The organism is Nocardia takedensis NBRC 100417 (genome assembly GCF_000308695.1).
Lineage (GTDB): Bacteria > Actinomycetota > Actinomycetes > Mycobacteriales > Mycobacteriaceae > Nocardia > Nocardia takedensis.
The window spans coordinates 1-17737 of the sequence record NZ_BAGG01000040.1 but is presented as its reverse complement, the minus strand read 5'-3'; the positions used below and the strand labels follow the sequence as shown (position 1 = coordinate 17737).

17 protein-coding genes and 1 riboswitch are annotated in these 17737 nt (G+C 71.8%); of the genes, 15 read left to right on the top strand and 2 right to left on the bottom strand.

What is annotated here, in order from left to right:
• The first annotated feature begins 4 nt into the window (after window positions 1-4).
• Window positions 5-751: an LppM family (lipo)protein gene (locus tag ON30_RS09440; RefSeq protein WP_083911266.1), complete on the top strand. Its 747-nt coding sequence runs from the start codon at window positions 5-7 to the stop codon at window positions 749-751.
• Window positions 752-789: 38 nt separating this feature from the next.
• Window positions 790-1956, top strand: a complete 1167-nt coding sequence (locus tag ON30_RS09435) for a glycosyltransferase family 2 protein (protein ID WP_245553985.1) — start codon at window positions 790-792, stop codon at window positions 1954-1956.
• 154 nt (window positions 1957-2110) lie between these two features.
• Here ON30_RS09435 and ON30_RS09430 read toward each other — a convergent pair whose 3' ends face one another.
• Window positions 2111-2806 (bottom strand): hypothetical protein, encoded by a 696-nt coding sequence (locus tag ON30_RS09430; RefSeq protein WP_040705865.1) that lies wholly within the window; start codon window positions 2804-2806, stop codon window positions 2111-2113.
• Between the two features lie 249 nt (window positions 2807-3055).
• Window positions 3056-3146: riboswitch (SAM riboswitch) on the top strand.
• A gap of 43 nt (window positions 3147-3189) precedes the next feature.
• Here ON30_RS09430 and ON30_RS09425 point away from each other — a divergent pair.
• From ON30_RS09425 to ON30_RS09380, 10 genes are all read left to right on the top strand, one after another.
• Window positions 3190-4152, top strand: a complete 963-nt coding sequence (locus ON30_RS09425) for an amino acid ABC transporter permease (RefSeq protein WP_040705863.1) — start codon at window positions 3190-3192, stop codon at window positions 4150-4152.
• Window positions 4149-4982 carry an amino acid ABC transporter ATP-binding protein gene (locus ON30_RS09420; RefSeq protein ID WP_083911265.1) on the top strand — a complete coding sequence of 278 codons (834 nt, stop codon included), beginning with the start codon at window positions 4149-4151 and terminating at the stop codon, window positions 4980-4982. The genes ON30_RS09425 and ON30_RS09420 overlap by 4 nt, the downstream gene beginning before the upstream one ends.
• A gap of 19 nt (window positions 4983-5001) precedes the next feature.
• Window positions 5002-5973: an ABC transporter substrate-binding protein gene (locus ON30_RS09415; RefSeq protein WP_040705861.1), complete on the top strand. Its 972-nt coding sequence runs from the start codon at window positions 5002-5004 to the stop codon at window positions 5971-5973.
• Window positions 5974-6028: 55 nt separating this feature from the next.
• Window positions 6029-7648 carry an ABC transporter substrate-binding protein gene (locus ON30_RS09410; RefSeq protein ID WP_040705859.1) on the top strand — a complete coding sequence of 540 codons (1620 nt, stop codon included), beginning with the start codon at window positions 6029-6031 and terminating at the stop codon, window positions 7646-7648.
• 1 nt (window position 7649) lies between these two features.
• The gene (locus ON30_RS09405) at window positions 7650-8699 is read left to right on the top strand and encodes an ABC transporter permease (RefSeq protein ID WP_051029120.1); all 1050 of its coding nucleotides are present in this window, start codon (window positions 7650-7652) and stop codon (window positions 8697-8699) included.
• Between the two features lie 79 nt (window positions 8700-8778).
• Window positions 8779-9573: an ABC transporter permease gene (locus ON30_RS09400; protein ID WP_040705900.1), complete on the top strand. Its 795-nt coding sequence runs from the start codon at window positions 8779-8781 to the stop codon at window positions 9571-9573.
• Entirely contained in the window at window positions 9570-11180 is a 1611-nt protein-coding gene (locus tag ON30_RS09395) for a dipeptide ABC transporter ATP-binding protein (protein ID WP_040705857.1), read from the top strand. The genes ON30_RS09400 and ON30_RS09395 overlap by 4 nt, the downstream gene beginning before the upstream one ends.
• Before the next feature lie 29 nt (window positions 11181-11209).
• Entirely contained in the window at window positions 11210-11584 is a 375-nt protein-coding gene (locus tag ON30_RS09390; protein WP_040705855.1) for a hypothetical protein, read from the top strand.
• Window positions 11585-11711: 127 nt separating this feature from the next.
• Complete coding sequence (locus ON30_RS09385; RefSeq protein WP_040705854.1) at window positions 11712-12521, top strand: DUF1684 domain-containing protein; 810 nt, start codon at window positions 11712-11714, stop codon at window positions 12519-12521.
• On the top strand, window positions 12518-13666 hold the full coding sequence (locus tag ON30_RS09380; RefSeq protein WP_040705852.1) for an LLM class flavin-dependent oxidoreductase: 1149 nt from the start codon (window positions 12518-12520) through the stop codon (window positions 13664-13666). The genes ON30_RS09385 and ON30_RS09380 overlap by 4 nt, the downstream gene beginning before the upstream one ends.
• Window positions 13667-13702: 36 nt before the next feature.
• On the opposite strand, the gene ON30_RS09375 is transcribed toward ON30_RS09380, so the two are convergent.
• Complete coding sequence (locus ON30_RS09375; protein WP_083911263.1) at window positions 13703-14704, bottom strand: methylenetetrahydrofolate reductase; 1002 nt, start codon at window positions 14702-14704, stop codon at window positions 13703-13705.
• Window positions 14705-14957: 253 nt separating this feature from the next.
• Here ON30_RS09375 and ON30_RS09370 point away from each other — a divergent pair, with 253 nt between their 5' ends.
• The 3 genes from ON30_RS09370 to crtI form a co-directional block, all read left to right on the top strand.
• Window positions 14958-16130, top strand: a complete 1173-nt coding sequence (locus tag ON30_RS09370; protein WP_040705899.1) for a polyprenyl synthetase family protein — start codon at window positions 14958-14960, stop codon at window positions 16128-16130.
• On the top strand, window positions 16127-16354 hold the full coding sequence (locus ON30_RS09365) for a hypothetical protein (RefSeq protein WP_040705848.1): 228 nt from the start codon (window positions 16127-16129) through the stop codon (window positions 16352-16354). Before ON30_RS09370 ends, ON30_RS09365 begins: the two co-directional genes overlap by 4 nt.
• A 124-nt stretch (window positions 16355-16478) precedes the next feature.
• A partial coding sequence (gene crtI, locus ON30_RS09360; RefSeq protein ID WP_040705846.1) for a phytoene desaturase family protein occupies window positions 16479-17737 on the top strand: 1259 nt, incomplete at its 3' end.

Genomic DNA, 17737 nt, shown 5'->3' with positions numbered 1-17737 from the left:
TCCGATGCCCTCGTCGTCCGATTCACCGGTCCCCTCGCGCCGCGCGGGACGGCGGATAGTCGCGACCGCGCTGCTCGCGGCACTGCTGGTCCCGCTGCTCGCGGGTTGTCTGCGCGTGCAGGTCTCGATGGGCGTGTCGTCCAACGACCGGGTGTCGGGGCGGATCGTGGCCGCGGTGGTGCCCGCGAGCGCCGACGACAAAGGCCCGCAGCTCGAAGTGCCGGAGTCGCTGGCGACGAAGGTGCGCGTGGAGGAGTACAACCAGGACGGCTACGTCGGCAGCAAGGTGTTCTTCGAGGATCTGTCCTTCGGGGAGATCTCGCAGTTGGGGCAGTTGTCCGAGCAGACCCAGGGCATGTTCCAGCTCCAGTTCGTCCGCACGGGCGACCTGGTCAGCCTCAACGGGCGCGTCGACCTGAAATCGGTGCCGCCGCACGGGTCGGACGTGCAGTTCACGGTGGCGTTCCCGGCGCGGGTCGCCAAGACCAACGGCAACCGCGAGGACGATTCGACGGTGTCGTGGAAGCTGCCGCCCGGCGATGTGTCCACCTTGCGCGCCGAGGTCAGCTACGCCGACCCGAACACCCGCTCGTTCGCGGGCTGGGCGGGCATCGTCGGCGGCATCACCTTGGCGGTCGCCGCGATCGTGGCCGCGATGGCTTTCATGGACCGCAATCCCGCTTCCCCGCACGCCCCCGAAGTCGGTTTCTCGTTGAGCCGCTGGTGGCGGCTGGTCCGCGAAGGCCACTGAGCCCGGGCGGGACCGATCGGGTGCGAATGGTGAACGTGGTGGGACCGACCGTGCGCGACCTGCTGACCCGGACCGTGCGAGCGGGGGCCGGACTGGCCGGGCTCGGCTGCGGGGTGGCGCTGGTCAATCTGGTGACGGCGCGGCGGTTGACGGGCCCCGCTGCGGTGATCGAGCCGATCACCGTGTGCGTGCCCGCCCGCGACGAGGCCGAACGGTTGCCCGGGCTGCTCGCGGATCTGCGCGCCCAGACCGGGGTTCCGCGCCTGCGGGTGCTGATCCTGGACGACGCGTCCACGGACGGCACCGGTGACCTCGCGCGCGAGATCGTGGGCGAGGATCCGCGATTCCTGATCGTGCGGTCGGACGTGCCGCCGCCCGCGGGCTGGACCGGGAAGGCGGCGGCCTGCGCGCGGTTGGCCGACCTGGCCGATACGGCGGTGCTGGTCTTCCTCGACGCCGACGTCCGGTTGGCTCCCTGGGCGATCGCGGCCGCGGTGACCAGGCTGCGCGGCGGGGCCGGTGCGCCCGGACTGGTGTCGGTGTGGCCGCGCCAGGAGTCGGGGTCGGTGACGGAGGCACTGGTCCAACCGCTGCTGTGCTGGTCGTGGGCCGCGACGTTACCGCTGGCGGCGGCGAACCGGAGTCTGCGCTCATCGACCGCGGTGGCCTGCGGACAATTCCTGGTGTTCGACACCGCCGCCTATCGGTCGGCGGGCGGGCACGCGGCGGTGGCGGGGAGTCCGACCGAGGATCTCGACATCGCGCGGGCGCTGCGCCGCGACGGACGCCGCACCGTGCTGGTGACGGCCGGGCCTGCGGCGCGCACCCGCATGTACCCGGACGCCGCCGCACTCGAGCAGGGGTACACGCGGTGGCTGTGGTCGGCCTACGGCGGGTCACCCGTCGCGGCCGCCGCGGTGGGCGTCCTCACCGCCCTGGCCTACCAACTCCCGCCCGCGGCCGCGCTGTTGGGGCGCGGACCGCTCCGCCGCGCGGGCATCGCGGGCACGCTTCTCGCGGTCGCCGGTCGGCTACTGGCCCGCGCCACCGAGACCCACGCGCCACCCACCCGCTCGGACCTGCTGTCGGCGCTCGCGCACCCGGTGGGGGTCGCGGCCTATCAACGACTCTCGCTGCGGTCGCATCTGGCCCGCCGTCGCGGCGCGCTCACCTGGAAATCCCGGCCGCTGGTCGCCGAGGGCTGAGCCCGACACACCCCGCTCGTGACCGCCCTCCCGAAAGCGAGGTCGCTCATCCCGACGCGACCGCCCGTGACCGCGCCGCCGAGAGAGCGAGAGCGCTGATCCCGGCGCACCCGCGCGCGTCACACGCGCGCGGGTGTATCGGTGGGCCGCGCGTTCAGGGAACGGAGGTGACTCCGACGGTGGGCAGGAAGTAGCAGGAGCGGGCGCCGTTCTGCACCGACCCGAAGACGGCGGCGAGCACGGTGCCCTTGCCGGTGTCGACGGGGACGGCGCGGATGCCGCCGAGTGGAACCGAGGCCAGGAAGAAGTCCCGGATGGCCTTCTCGGCGGCGGGGCGCAGTTCCGCCGGAACCTGGGTGGGGACCATCGCGGAGACGACGTCGCCGATCGGGCCGAGACTCGCCGTACCGGAGCGACCGGTGGACAGGTTGAGCCACACCACCCGCATTCCGGAGGCGCTCGACTTGTCCGGGGAGATGCCGTAGGGCACGAAGGTGAACATGGTCTGGCCCGCGTCGACGGCGGTCAGATCCAGTCCGGGCACGGCAACGGTGGTCTTGGGCCACGGGCCGGGCACCGCGCCCGCGACGGCCGGAACCAGTCCCATCGTCGCGCTGTCGTTGCAGAAGGCCGCGGCCGTCGGGTACAGGAACGGGTCCATCCCGAACTGCTTCAGCGCGTTGAGATTCGACTCGTAGGCCCCCAGCAGATCGCCCGGCCCCGCGACGGCGGCCGGTCGATCGCCGGTGAGCGCCGGACTGCCGAGGGCCGCGCCCGCCGGGGCGAGCAGGACGGCGAGGGCACCGACCGCCGAGGCGGCACAGGTGGTGAGACGGCGCACTGCGGGCACTTTCGAACCTCCTCGTCGTGGGCACGATCGAGGAGGACGGTACTCCGGCCAACCCGGTGAACAGCCTGATTGCGGTATGGCTATCTTCCGGCGCGTCGCGTGATTCCCACGACGCGCCAATTGTCTGCGCGCCCGCGAGCAGTCGGAAGACCTGTGCTCACCCTGATTTCTACCCTTGTTCCGCGCGCGCTCCGATCGCATGCTGTGTCGGCTCGACTCGTGTTCCCGTGGCGCCGTGCCCGCGGAATCGCACCATCCAGAGCGACCGAGAGACCTGGCTCGTAGACGTCGCAGCAACCCCCCTCGAGGGTGCGGGTGCTTCCGCCGGGACCGATGGAGGAACCAGTGATCATCCGCAGCAGAGGCCACCGCCGAGGTCGTCGATGACCGCGCCGCCCGCCCCTGACGCCGCACCCGCGGTCGCCGACGACACGCCGCCGGTCGAATCACCGCGCATCGCGACCCCGCGTCATCCGCTGCGCTGGGTGGTCAGTGCGCTGGTGCTGATCGTGGTCGCGCAGTTCGTGCACGGCCTGGCCACCAACCCCGGTTGGGACTGGCCCACCTTCGGCCAGTACTTCGCGGCGACCTCGGTGTTGACGGCGCTGAAGATGACCTTGGAACTGACCCTGTGGGGTACGGCGCTCGGATTCCTGCTCGGCACCCTGCTGGCCATCGCGCGACTGTCGAACAACCCGGTGTTGCAGGTGATCTCGTGGACCTACATCTGGGCCTTCCGCTCGATCCCGCTGATCGTGCAGCTGCTGTTCTGGTTCAACATCGCCTACCTGTATCGCACGCTGAGCATCGGCATCCCGTTCGGGCCGGGCTTCCTCGAATTCGAGGTCAACGGCGTGATCAGCGGTTTCACCGCCGCGGTGATCGGTCTGGCGTTGCACCAGGCGGCGTATTCGGCCGAGATCATCCGCGCCGGGCTGATCTCGGTGGACCAGGGTCAGCTCGAAGCGGCCGCGGCGCTGGGTATTCCGAAGCTGCGCCAGTTCCGCACGGTGGTCGCGCCGCAGGCGATGCGCTCGATCCTGCCCAACGCCGCCAACGAGGTGATCAGCCTGTTCAAGGGCACCTCGATCGTGTCGGTGATGGCGATCGCCGAGCTGTTCTACCAGGTGCAGGTGATCTACGGCCGCAGCGGCCGGGTCGTGCCGCTGCTGATGGTGGCCACCGTCTGGTACATCATCCTGACCACGGTCCTGTCGGTGGCGCAGTACTACATCGAACGCCACTACGCCAAGGGCGCGCAGCGCGAACTGCCGCCGACCCCGTGGCAGCGGGTGCGACTCGAGATCAGCGAGATCACCGCCGCGCCGCGAGGAGCCACCCGATGACGACCACGACCCCCGAGATCCCGCCCGCCACCGCCGAGAAGGTCGCGGAGCAACCCCGGACCGAGCAACCGCGCCCCGCCGTGCGGGTGCGCGGTGTGCGCAAGTCCTACGGCACGAACGAAGTGCTGCGCGGCATCGACCTGACGGTGCGCCCCGGCGAGGTGGTGACCGTGCTCGGCCCGTCCGGGTCGGGCAAATCGACGCTGCTGCGGGTGATCAACCACCTCGAGGCGTTGGATTCGGGCACCGTGCACATCGACGGCGAACTGATCGGCTACCGCCTGCGCCGCGACGTGCTGTACCCGCTGCCCGACCGCGAGGTACGCAAGCAGCGCTCGCGCATCGGCTTCGTCTTCCAGCAGTTCAACCTGTTCCCGCATCTGACCGCGTTGCAGAACGTGACGCTCGCGCCGCTCTCGGCGCAGGGCCGCGACCGCGCCGAGGTCGAGCGCGAGGCGCGCGAACTGCTGACCCGGGTCGGGATCGGCGATCTCGTCGACGCCTATCCGCGCCGCCTGTCCGGCGGCCAGCAGCAGCGGGTCGCGATCGCGCGGGCCCTCGCGCTGCGGCCCCGGGTCATCCTGTTCGACGAACCGACCTCCGCGCTGGACCCGGAACTGGTCGGCGAAGTCCTCGACGTCATCCGCGATCTGGCCCACGGCGGCACCGCGCTGGTGATCGTCACCCACGAGATCGGGTTCGCCCGCGAGGTCGCCGACCGGGTGATCTTCATGGACGCGGGCGTGATCGTCGAACAGGGACCGCCGCACGCCGTACTCGACAACCCAGAACACCCCCGTACCAGGGCATTTCTCGCCCGGGTCCGCTGAGCACCAGGACGCACACACGATGAACAGGCACATCAGGAAGTTCTCCGCGCTGCTCGGGGCCGTGGCCGCCGCCACGGTCCTGGTCACCGGATGCGGTGACCCCGAGGCCGAGGGCACGAACACGCCCGCGGGCTCGGTCGAGTTCGACCTGTCTCCGCAGCAGACCAGCCGGATCAGGACCGGCAAGGTCGACAGCATCGCCGCGCAGGTCCCGCAGGCGATCCGCGATCGCGGCAAGCTCGTTGTCACCGGCGCGTCGGGGTCGGCGCCGCCGCTGCGCTTCTACGCCACCGACGACAAGACCACCGTCGGCTCCGAAGTCGATTTCGCCCAACTGGTCGCCGACATTCTCGGACTGCAACTCGAGGTGACGGTGGCCGACTGGTCGCAGAACTTCGTGCGGATCGACTCCGGCGAGGTGGACGCGTTCATCTCCAACGTGACCGTCACCGAGGAGCGCAAGGAGAAGTACGACTTCGCCACCTACCGCACCGACACCGTCGCCCTCGAGGTGCCGATCGACAGCGATCTGGAGTACAAGGACCGCAAGAGCCTGTCGGGCAAGCGGATCGGCATCGGCAGCGGCACCAACCAGGAACAACTGCTGGTGAAGTGGAACGAGCAGAACATCGCCGAGGGCTTGGCCCCGATCGATATCGCCTACTACCAGCAGACCACCGATTACTACCTGGCGCTGGCCTCCGGTCGTCTCGACGGCTACATCGGCCCGAACCCGACCGGCATCTACCACACCGCCACCGCCAAGCAGACCAAGCTGGTCGCGACCTTCTCCGGTGCGGGCGAGCAGTTGCAGGGCCTGATCGGCGCGCTGACCAAGAAGGACAACGGCCTGATCGGCCCCATCCACCAGGCTCTCCAGCACGCCATCAGCAGCGGGCTCTACCAGCAGGTCATCGACCGCTGGGGGCTCAAGACCGAGACGGTGCCCGCCTCGCAGCTCAACCCGCCCGGCCTGCCGAAGAAGAAGTGACCCGGCGCGTGCGCATCCCCACCGATCGACCCTACGAAACACCTGGAGCAACACCGTGATCCGTTCCCGCCACCGTCTCGCGGCCGCCGCCGCGGCCGTCACCGCGGTCGCGACCCTGGCGGCCTGTGGCAGCGACACGGCGAACACCGGGGCCGACGCCGGGCCGCCGCAGCCCGGCGGCACCTTGCGCTACGGCCTCTCCCAGGCTCCGACCTGCTCGGACCCGGCCCAGGCGGGCACCAACCAGACCATCTACGTGGCCCGGCAGATCGTGGACTCGCTCACCGACCAGGATCCGGCCACCGGCGAACTGAAGCCGTGGCTGGCCCGTAGTTGGGAGGTCAGCCCGGACGCGAAGGTGTTCACCTTCAAGCTCGCCGACAAGGTCACCTTCAGCGACGGCACGCCGTTGACCGCCGACTCGGTCAAGCGCACCTTCGATTCGATCCTGGCCCTCGGCGCGGCCAAGACCCAGTTGGGAACCAGCTATCTGACCAACTACGTCGGCACCACCGCCGTGGACCCGCTGACGGCGCGGGTCGAGTTCAGCAAGCCCAACGCCCAGTTCCTCCAGGCGTCCTCGACGCCGCAGTTGGGCATCCAGGGCGAGGCCACCACGTCCAAGACCGCCGAACAGCGGTGCGCGGGGCAGAACATCGGCAGCGGTCCGTTCACCTACACCGGGTGGAAGCAGGACGCCTCGGCGAGTCTGGCCAAGCGCGCGGGCTACGCGTGGGGCTCGGACGTGTTCGCGCACAAGGGCGAGGCGTACCTGGACGGCATCGAATTCACCGTCGTCCCCGAATCCGGGGTGCGCACCGGCAGCCTGTCCTCCGCGCAGCTCGACGCGATCAGCGACGCGCTGCCCCAGGACGTTCCGTTGCTGGAGGCGGCGGGCGGTCGACTGCTCAGCGCGGCCAACCCGGGCGTGCCGTTCGGGTTGCAGCCCAACGTGACCCGCGGACCGCTGCGCGATCGGGCCGTCCGGCTGGCCCTGCTGCCCGCCCTGGACCGGCAGCAGCTCGTGGACACGGTGCTCGGTCCGCAGTTCAAGACCGCGACCAGCGTATTGGCCGGCACCACCCCCGGCTACCAGAACCTGTCGGCGAAACTCGGCTACGACCCGGCGGCGGCGCGCACCGCGCTCGACCGCGCGGGCTGGGTGCCCGGCCCCGACGGCATCCGGGTCAAGGACGGGCAGCGGCTGAGCTTCGCGGTCCTGTTCAGCCAGGTGTTCGGCGGCAACAAGGCGATCCTGGAACTGGTGCAGCAACAGCTGCGGCAGGTCGGGGTGGATCTGGTGCTGGACCTGGTGTCGGCCCCGGAGATGACCGCGCGACAGAACGCCAAGGACTTCGACCTGGCCTACTACAACACCACCCGGGCCGACGGCGACATCCTGCGCACCACCTTCAGCGTCGACGGCCGCAACCTCAGTGCCCGCGAACGCATCCCGGCGATCGACGACGTGCTCGACGCCCAGTTGGGCGCGGGCGACCCGGCCGCGCGGCTGGAACTGGTCCGCACCGCCCAGCAGCGTGTCCTCGACGAAGGTCTGTGGATTCCGACCGTGGAGCTCTCGCAGGCCATCGGCGCGGCGGGCAAGGTGCAGGATCTGAAGTTCGAGGCGTCGGCGCGGTTGCAGTTCTTCGACACCTGGTTGAGCGGGAACTGAGATGGCGCGGTATCTGGCCCTGCGTGTCCTGCAAGCCCTCTGGGTGCTGTGGGCGGCGTTCACCATCTCCTTCGTCGTGCTGTTCGCGCTGCCGTCCGACCCCGTGTCGATCGCGGCGGACGGCGCGGGGCCGGGTACCCCGGTGGACAAAGCCGCCATCGCCGAGATGCAGGCGCGCTACGGGCTGGACAAACCGCTGTGGGACCAATACGTCACCGCGCTCGGCAATGCCGTGCGCGGTGACCTGGGAATGTCCATCGCGACCGGTCAGCAGGTGCGCGACGCCATCGGCGACGCGATTCCCAGCACCCTGGCGCTGACCGGCCTGGCGCTGCTGTTCGCCGTCGCGGGCGGCGTCGGGCTCGCCTTCACCGCCTCCTACGCGCGGCGGCCCTGGTTGCGCGACGCGCTGGCGGCCCTGCCGTCGGTGGGCGTCGCGGTGCCGACCTTCTGGACCGGACTGCTGCTGCTGCAACTGTTCTCCTTCCACTGGCGGCTGGCCCCCGCGTTCGGCGGACAGGGTTTCGCGGGCACGGTGCTGCCCGCGCTGACCCTCGCGCTGCCCGCGGGCGCGGTCATCGCCCAGGTGCTCACCGCCGGGTTGGAGACGACCTGGCGTCAGCCGTTCGTCGACGTCGCCGTGGCCAAGGGCGGCTCGCGGTGGTGGGTGCAGCGCGTGCACGTGCTGCGGCCCGCCTGCGTTCCGGCCCTCACCATCGCCGCGGTCCTGGTCGGCAACATGCTGGCGGGCGCGGTGGTGGTCGAGACCGTCTTCGCCCGCGCCGGACTGGGCCGCCTGACCCAGACTTCGGTGCTGGCCCAGGACATCCCGGTGGTCCAGGGCATCGTGCTGGTCTCGGCGCTGATCTTCGTCACGGTCAACCTCGCGGTCGATCTGATCTACCCGCTGCTGGACCCGCGGATCACGGCCGGGGCCGCACGGGTGGCCGCGGACACCTCCACCGACGGTGTGTCCGCCGACGCGGCGGCCGAGGCTGACCCGTCCGCCCCCTCGCCCGCGCGCATCGCGGAGGTGGCGGCCCGTGGTTGACCTGTTGCGCACCCGCACCGCGACCGACCGGAGCGACGCGGACGCCGACGCCCGCCCGGTCCGCCCCCGGTGGCGGAATCTGGTCGGCAACCTCGGCGTTGTCCTCGCGGCGCTGATCGCGGTGGTCGCGATCGGCTGGGCGCTGTTCCCCTCGGTGTTCGCCGGCGGTGATCCGCTCGCGGGCATCCCGGCCGAGAAACTGCGCGGCCCGAGCGCCGAACACTGGTTCGGCACCGACAACATCGGCCGCGACCTGTACACGCGGATGGTGCACGGCGCGGGACTGTCGCTGACCGCCACCCTCACCGCGGTCGCCATCGCGCTGGTCGCGGGCACGCTGCTGGGCCTGCTGTCCGGCGCCGTGGGCGGGGTCGTGGACGCCGCGATCATGCGGGTGGTCGACGTCCTGCTGGCCATCCCCACCCTGCTGATGTCGCTGGCGCTGGTCACCGCGCTGGGCTTCGGCACCCGCAACGTCGCGATCGCGGTCGGCGTCTCGCTGGTCGCCAACTTCGCCCGCGTCATGCGTTCGGAGGTGCTGCGGGTCCGGCAGGCGGCCTACGTCGAGGCCGCGCACGCGAGCGGGGTCCGCTGGTACACGGTGCTGCTGCGGCACATCCTGCCGAACTCCTACCAACCGGTGCTCGCGCTGGCCGCCGTCGAATTCGGCATGGCCGTCCTCGCGGTCTCCGCGCTGAGCTTCCTCGGCTACGGCGCGAAACCGCCCACCCCCGAATGGGGTTCGCTCATCTCCGAGGGCCGCGACTACCTCGCGACGGCCTGGTGGATGACCACCCTGCCCGGCCTGGTGATCATCGCGGTCGTGCTGGCCGCCCAACGCCTCGGCCGCGCCGCCGGAAGGAGAGTCGAATGACCGGCGACCAGGCGCTGCTGCGGATCGAGGACCTGCGCGTCCGGTATCGCGGGAGCACCGAATCGGTGACCGCCGTCGCCGGGGTCTCGCTCGAGATCGCGCGCGGTGAAGTCGTCGCGCTGGTCGGGGAATCCGGGTCCGGCAAGTCGACGCTGGCGCAGTCGGTGATCGGTCTGCTCGGGGCCGACGGCGAACTCACCTCGGGGTCGGTCACCTTCGACGGAACACCGCTGGACCTGGGCGACGAGCGGGTGCTGCGCCGGTTGCGCGGCGCGCGCGTCGGATTCGTGCCGCAGGATCCGGGACTCTCGCTCAATCCGGTGCTGCGGGTCGGCGACCAAGTCGCCGAGACGCTGCGCGTGCACGGCCTCGCGGATCGGCGCACGGCCCGCGCGCGTGCGGTCGAACTGCTCGCCGACGCGGGACTGGACCGGCCCGAACTGCGCGCGCGGCAGTACCCGCACGAACTCTCCGGCGGCCAGCGCCAGCGGGTGCTGATCGCGGCGGCGCTGATCGCCGAACCGGACCTGGTCATCGCCGACGAACCGACCAGCGCCCTGGACGCCACCGTCGCGCGCCGGGTGCTGGACCGGTTGGCCGCCCAGACCGCCGCGCGCGGCACCGCGGTGCTGCTGATCACCCACGACCTCGCGATCGCGGCCGAACGCGCGGACCGGGTGATCGTGCTGCACGAGGGCCTGATCGTGGAGTCCGGGCCGAGTTCGACCGTGCTGAGCAAGCCGCGGCATCCGTACACGCGGCGACTGCTGGCCGCCTCGCCCAGTCTCGCGCCGTTCGAGGGATTCCGGCCCGCGCGGACCGAGACCGGTCCCCCGCTGCTGGCGCTGGACGGCATCCGCAAACGGTTCCGCGCGCGCGGCGGCGGCGCGGTGACGGCGGTCGCCGACGTCGGGTTCGAGGTGGCGCGCGGGCAGACCCTGTCGCTGGTCGGCGAATCCGGATCGGGCAAATCGACCACCGCGCGGATCGCGATGCGGCTCACCGACGCCGACAGCGGCACCGTCACCTTCGACGGCACACCGCTGCACCGCCTGCGCGGCAACCGGTTGCGGGCACTGCGCAGACGCTTCCAGATCGTCTACCAGAACCCCTACGCCTCCCTGGACCCGCGCCTGCGGGTGTCCGCGATCGTGGACGAACCGCTGCGCGCGTTCGGGGTCGGCGGCGCCGCCGAACGGACCGAACGGGTCACGGCGCTGCTGGAGCAGGTCGCGCTGCCGGGCCGCTTCGCCCAGCGCCGTCCCGCCGAACTGTCCGGCGGACAACGCCAGCGGGTCGCCATCGCCCGCGCGCTGGCCCTGCACCCCGACCTGCTGGTCCTGGACGAACCGGTGTCCGCGCTGGACGCCTCGGTGCAGGCCCAGATCCTGGAACTGCTGGAGCGACTGCAAGCCGAACTCGGCCTGGGCTACCTGTTCATCTCCCACGACCTGGCGGTGGTCCGGCGCATCAGCGACCGCGTCGCCGTCATGCGCGCCGGGCGCATCGTCGAATCCGGTTCCACCGCCGAGATCTTCGACAACCCCCGGCACGAGTACACCCGCGAACTGCTCGCCGCCATCCCCCGCCCCGGGCGGGAACCGTGAAGCGGCCCGATCCGGAAGGTGGTTCCCCGATGCACGATCCGCACGCGAACTCCCGCGCCCTGGGACCGGACGCCGAGACCGTCGCGCTCGCGCTGGGACCGTCCGGCCCGATCGAACCCGACCCCGGGAGCGTCGGCCGAGTCACGAATGCCACCGCCACGTCACCCGCGCCCCGGCCCGGGAGCGCCGGTCGAGTCGCGGAGGCCGCAACCACGACGCCTGCAGCCGGGGCGGTCCGTTCCTGGCTGCCCGCCCGCCTGCGCGCCTACGCCCGGTCCAAGTTCGCCACGGGCGCACCGCGTTCGGGCGTGCCCTGGTACTGCGCCGCCGGTCTCGCACCCGACCTCGCCGAGACCGCGGGGCCCGTCGCAGCGCGGCTCATCGACTGGAAGGGCCTCTCGTGACCACCGCAACGGCGGTCCGGCCCACCTGTCGACCGGAGAGCCCACGCGGCCCCGACTCCGCGCGCCGCGGCGCGGCCACCCAGGACCACCCATCCCGATCCGACGATCACGAAGGAGCCCGAGCATCATGACCGCTACCACCGCAACGCATTTCGAGACCGAGTGGGCCCAGTGGCACCGCGATCGCGAGGACGACCTGCGTGACCCCCTCGGCTTCTTGAGCCTGACCGGCCTGCACTGGCTAACCGACCGGCCCGAACACCTCGACGCCGTGCCGGGCACCTGGTGGGTCACCGACAACAAGGTGTTCATCACCGCCAAACCCGCCGACCGACTCGACTTCGACGGCGAGCGCATCGCCGGGGTGCAGATCATCGCACCGGTCGAGGGCGCGCCGGGCCTACACGTGCGCCACGAGCGCCGAATCCTGGAGGTGATCCGGCGCACGGGGCGCTACGCCGTGCGCGTGCACGATCCGGCGGCGCCATCGCTGGCCGCCTTCGCCGGGATCCCGACCTACTCCCCCGCCGCGAAATGGACGGTGAACGGCCGATTCACCGCCTTCGACGCCGCGCGCACCGTCACCACGGGCGCGGTGGTCGAGGGTCTGGAACACCACCACGCGGCCGCGGGCACCGTCGAGTTCACGATCGGCTCGGTCACCGAACGCGTGGTCGCCTTCGGGACGCCGGACGATCTGCGGATCCTGTTCACCGACGCGACCAGCGGGGTCACCACCTATCCGGCGGCCAGGTCGCTGCGGATCGGCGCGGCCGCCGCGGACGGGACCGTCGTCCTGGACTTCAACCGGGCGGCGAACCTGCCGTGCGCGTTCACCGACTACGCGACCTGCCCGGTGGCCCCGGCCGAGAACCGGTTGCGGATCGCGATCGAAGCGGGCGAACAGGATCCACGCCTGAACGGCGGCCGGGCATGAGCGTCCCGCTCTCGATCCTGGACCTCGCCCCGGTCAGCGCGGGCTCCACGCCCCAGCAGGCGATCCGCAACACCGTCGACCTGGCCCGGCGCGCCGAGGACTGGGGATATCACCGGTACTGGCTGGCTGAACACCATTTCGTCCGCGTCGCCAGTTCCTCGACGATCACCCTGCTCGGACTGGTCGCCGCCGCCACTTCGCGGATCCGGGTCGGCTCGGCGGCGGTGCAGGCCGGATACCACACGTCCTCCGCGATCGTGGAGGCGTTCGGGACCATCGACGCCCTGCACCCCGGCCGCATCGATCTCGGCCTGGGCCGCTCGGCGCACCGCCGCGCGGAATTCGGGGGCGCGCCCAGCGGGCGGACCCCGGCGAAGCCCGCCGACGCGCCGCCGCGTGAAACGGTCGTGCGCGACGGCGTGGTGATCCCGCCGCCGTTCGAGTTCGCCGAATTCGGCGACCGCTCGAAGTACCTGGCCGCGCTGCACGCGCTCTACCACCAGGGGGCCACCCCGCCCGATTTCGCCGACCAGGTCGAGGAGATCCTCGCGCTGCTCGACGGGACCTACAAGACCCCGGACGGCGTCGCGCTGCACGCGGTGCCCGGCGAAGGGGCCGACGTGCAGGTGTGGTTGTTCGGCAGTTCGGGCGGCGAGAGCGCCGAACTGGCCGGACGGCTCGGTCTGCCGCTGGCCGCGGCCTACCACGTCGCGCCCGGCACGGCGCTCGACGCGGTGGCCGCCTATCGCGCGGCGTTCCGTCCGTCGCGGTTCCTGCGCGAGCCGTACGTGGTGGTCTCCGCCGACGTGGTGGTGGCGGCCGACGACGCCGGCGCGCGAGAGCTGGCGAGCGGCTACCCGCACTGGGTACACAGCATCCGCGCGGAAGGCGGCGCGGTCGACTACCCGGACCCGAACGGGCTCGCGCCGTTGACCGACGAACAGCGCGGCGTGGTCGAGGACCGCCTCGCGACCCAGTTCGTCGGCTCGCCCGCGACGGTGGTCGAGCGGCTGAGGGCGCTGCAACGCCTCACCGGCGCGGACGAACTGCTGGTCACCACGATCACCCACGGACACGAGGACCGGCTGGAATCGCATCGGCTGCTCGCCGAGGCGTGGGGCCTGCGCGCGGCGCGGGCCGCGTGACCGACGCGGGTGGTCGCGGGGCGACCACCCGCCGGGTCAGGCGCTGACCGGCGCGGCCGTCACCCCGTAGCCGAGATTGCTGAGGACCTCGCTGGTCGCCTTGGCGAAATTCAACGTGATGAAGTGCAGGCAGGGTGCGCCCTCGTCGATGAGCCGCTGGGCCATCTCGGTCGCGATCTCGATCCCTTCGGCCCGCACCGCGGCGCGATCCTCCTCGGGGCCCGGGCCCGCCGCGCGCAGCAACCGCTCGCGGACCGCGTCCGGCAGCGGACGCCCGGACAGTTCCTCGGCGCGGGCCACCGTGCGCAGCGAGGTGACCGGCATCAGTTCGGGAATGATCGGCTTGGCGCCCTCGACCGGGTCGTGGGCGACCAACCGGTCGCGCAACCGCAGGTAGTGCTCGACGTCGAAGAACATCTGGGTGATCGAATACTCCGCGCCCGCACGCAGTTTCGCCGCCAACTGGGCGGTGTCGTGGTCCAGGTCGGGCGAACGGTGATGGCCCTGCGGGAACGAAGCCACCCCGACGTGGAAATCGCCGAGATCGCGCACGATGCGCACCAGTTCCTCGGCGTACTCGACGCCCTCGGGATGCCGGTGCCACTCGCCGAGCGGATCACCCGGCGGATCGCCGCGCAGCACCAGGATGTTGCGTATCCCGGAATCGGCGTAGGAGCCGACCAGCGAGCGCAGTTCGGCGATGCTGTGCCCGACCGCCGTCAGATGGGCCACCGGCAGCAGGGTGGTCTCCTGGGCGAGCTGACCGGTGACGCGGACCGTGCGGTCTTTCGTCGACCCGCCCGCGCCGTAGGTCATCGACACGAAGGCGGGATGCATCCGTTCGAATTCGCGCACCGCGCGCCACAGCCTGGCCTCGCCCGCCTCGTCGCGCGGCGGGTTGAATTCCACCGAGAACGGCACCGCACGGCTCGCGTGCCTGCGCAGACTCTGCACGACCGACGGCGTCCCGGGGACGCTCGGCGGGGTCGCCGAGGCGCGGCGGGAGGTCGGGCCGGGCCGTACGGAATCGAAAGTCACCGATCCAGTGTAGAGGCCGATGTGCGCCGGTCGGGGCGCTGTCCCGCGCGCGGGCGCGCGATAGTGGGGCCGGCGCGCGAACCCGCCGCGGCACCCGCGTATCGTGGACAACTGGGCAGTATTCTCGCGGCATTCCGGTTCCACGCACTCGGTGCGACCACGGCCCGGCGCGATGTGCGTCCACCGGCATGCCCCGAGCACGACGAGCCTCGTCACCGCGCTTCCGGGCGCGGCCCCCACCGAACGCACGACCCTGGAGGTTGTCCTGTCCGCCGGACCCGGTACTCCGACGCGCATCCCGTCGGCGGCTGACCACGGCGCCGCCGCCGCGGCCGGGGCATCCTCGCCGACGCTCGCTCCCGCCGATTTCGTCGCCGCCACCGAGGCCGCGCTGACGGAATTCTTCGCCGACCGCGCGGCCGCGGTCGAACCGCTCGGGCCGACCTTCGTCGAATCCGCCGAGGCGCTGCGCCTGTTCGTGCTGCGGGGCGGCAAACGCACCCGGCCCGCGTTCGCGTGGACGGGCTGGCAGGGCGCGGGCGGAGATCCCGACGGTCCGCAGGCCGCGGCGGTCGCGCGGGCCTGCGCGGCGCTGGAACTGGTGCAGGCGTGCGCGCTGATCCACGACGACATCATCGACTCCTCGCGCACCCGCCGCCGGTTCCCGACCGTGCACGTCGATTTCGAGCAGCGCCACCGTGATCGCGGCTGGGCGGGCGATCCGGCCCAGTTCGGCGCCGGCGTGGCCATCCTGGTCGGCGATCTCGCACTGGCCTGGGCGGACGACATGGTGCACGCCGCGGGTCTCGACCCCGCCGCCCTGGCCCGGTTCGCGCCGGTGTGGGCGCTGATGCGCACCGAGGTGCTCGGCGGACAACTGCTCGACATCACCGGTCACGCGGGCGGCGACGAATCCGTCGAGGCCGCCCTGCGCATCAACCGGTACAAGACCGCCGCCTACACCGTCGAGCGCCCGCTGCACCTGGGCGCCGCGCTGGCCGACGCCGAGCCCACGCTGATCGAGGCCTACCGCAACTACGGCACCGACATCGGGATCGCCTTCCAACTGCGCGACGACCTGCTCGGCGTGTTCGGCGACCCCGAGGTCACCGGCAAACCCTCCGGCGACGATCTGCGCGAGGGCAAGCGCACCGTGCTGCTCGCCGAGGCCCTGCGCCGCGCCGACGAGAACGACCCGGCCGCCGCGAAACTGTTGCGCACCACCGTCGGCACCGAACTCGGCGCCGAAGAAGTCGAACGTCTGCGCGCCGTGCTCACCGAACTCGGCGCCGTCGACGATGTGGAACGCCGCATCGCCGAATTCACCGACCGCGGCCTCGCCGCCATCGAGAAGAGCTCGGCCACCCCATCCGCGAAGAAGACCCTGCGCGCGATGGCTCTGGCCGCAACCAGGAGGACAGCATGAAAGCCGTCATGGGACCAGCCGACCGCGTCATCGCCGTCGGCGCAGGCCCTGCGCCCCGCAACCCCGGCAAGCGCCGGGGCCGCCCCGCCGTGCAGACGGAACGGCGACTGATCATGGGCGCGGGCCTGCCCGCGCGCCGTGCCATCCGACTACCGCGTTCGTGCGCCGCGACCCCCGCCGAGCCGACCTACACGGCCGAGGACCACGACACCGAGACCGAGTGAGCGCGCGCGGCCGGGACACGGCCGCGCCGACACCTCGGGGCGGGAGCCGCGCGCCCTCGATCCGCCCCCGCACCGCCGTCGAATCCATCGTGCGCGTGGTATCTACGCGTGATCGAGGAGTGCGATGAAGACCGTCACCGGACCGACCGAGCGGATCGTCGTGGTCGGCGCCGGACTGTCCGGTCTGGCCGCGGCGCTGTACCTGCGCGGCGCCGGACGCACCGTCACCGTGCTCGAACGCGACGACCATCCCGGCGGTCGGGTCGGCCGCTACCGCGGACCCGACTACGAGATCGATTCCGGCGCCACGGTATTGACCTTGCCGGAACTCATCGACGAAGCCCTGGCCGCGGTCGGGCACACCCGGGAGACGGTGCGTCCACCGTTGCGCGTGCACCGCCTCGCCCCCGGCTACCACGCGCGTTTCGCCGACGGCGCGACCGTGCGCGTCTTCGCCGACCCCGACCGCACCGCCGCCGAGATCGACCGCGTCGCGGGCCCCGAAGCCGTGCGCGGCTATCTGCGCCTGCGCGACTGGCTGGCCCGCGTCTACCGCGCCGAATACGGCGAATTCATGGACACCAACTTCGACTCGCCGCTGGACATGATCCGCCAGCCCGCCAAACGCGCCGCACTGCTCGACCTGATCCGACTCGGCGGCTTCGGCAGACTCGGCCCCACCGTCACCCGATACCTGCGCGACCCGCGACTGGTCCGACTGTTCACCTTCCAGGCCCTCTACGCCGGCATGCCGCCCGCCGAAGCGCTCGCCGTGTACGGGGCGATCCCGCACATGGACACCTCGCTGGGCGTGTACTTCCCCGAAGGCGGGATGCGCGCCGTCACCGCCGCCATGGCCGACGCCTTCACCGCGGCGGGCGGCGACCTGCGCCTGAACACCGAAGCCGTCGGACTCGACTACGACGGTCGCCGGGCGCGCCGGGTCCGACTCGCCGACGGCGGTTCGGTCGACTGCGACGTCGCGATCCTCACCGCCGACCTCGGCGCGCTGCGCCGGTTCGGGCTGCGCCGCCGACGCCTGCGGGCCTCCCCGTCCGCGATGGTCGCGCACGGCACCATCCCCGCCGACGTCACCGCGGACTGGCCGATCCGGGCCCACCACACGATCGACTTCGGCGCGGCCTGGGAGAGCACCTTCGCCGAAATCGCCGCGCGGCGCGGCAAGGGATCGCTGATGAGCGACCCGTCGCTGCTGCTGACCCGCCCCGCGCTCACCGACCCCACCCAGTACATCGACCGACCCGACGGCCGCCACGAACCGTTCTCGGTACTCGCGCCCTGCCCGAACCTGGACGCCGCCCCGCTGGACTGGCCCCGCCTCGGCCCCGCCTACCTGCGCGAAGTGCTCGGCGTCCTCGAACA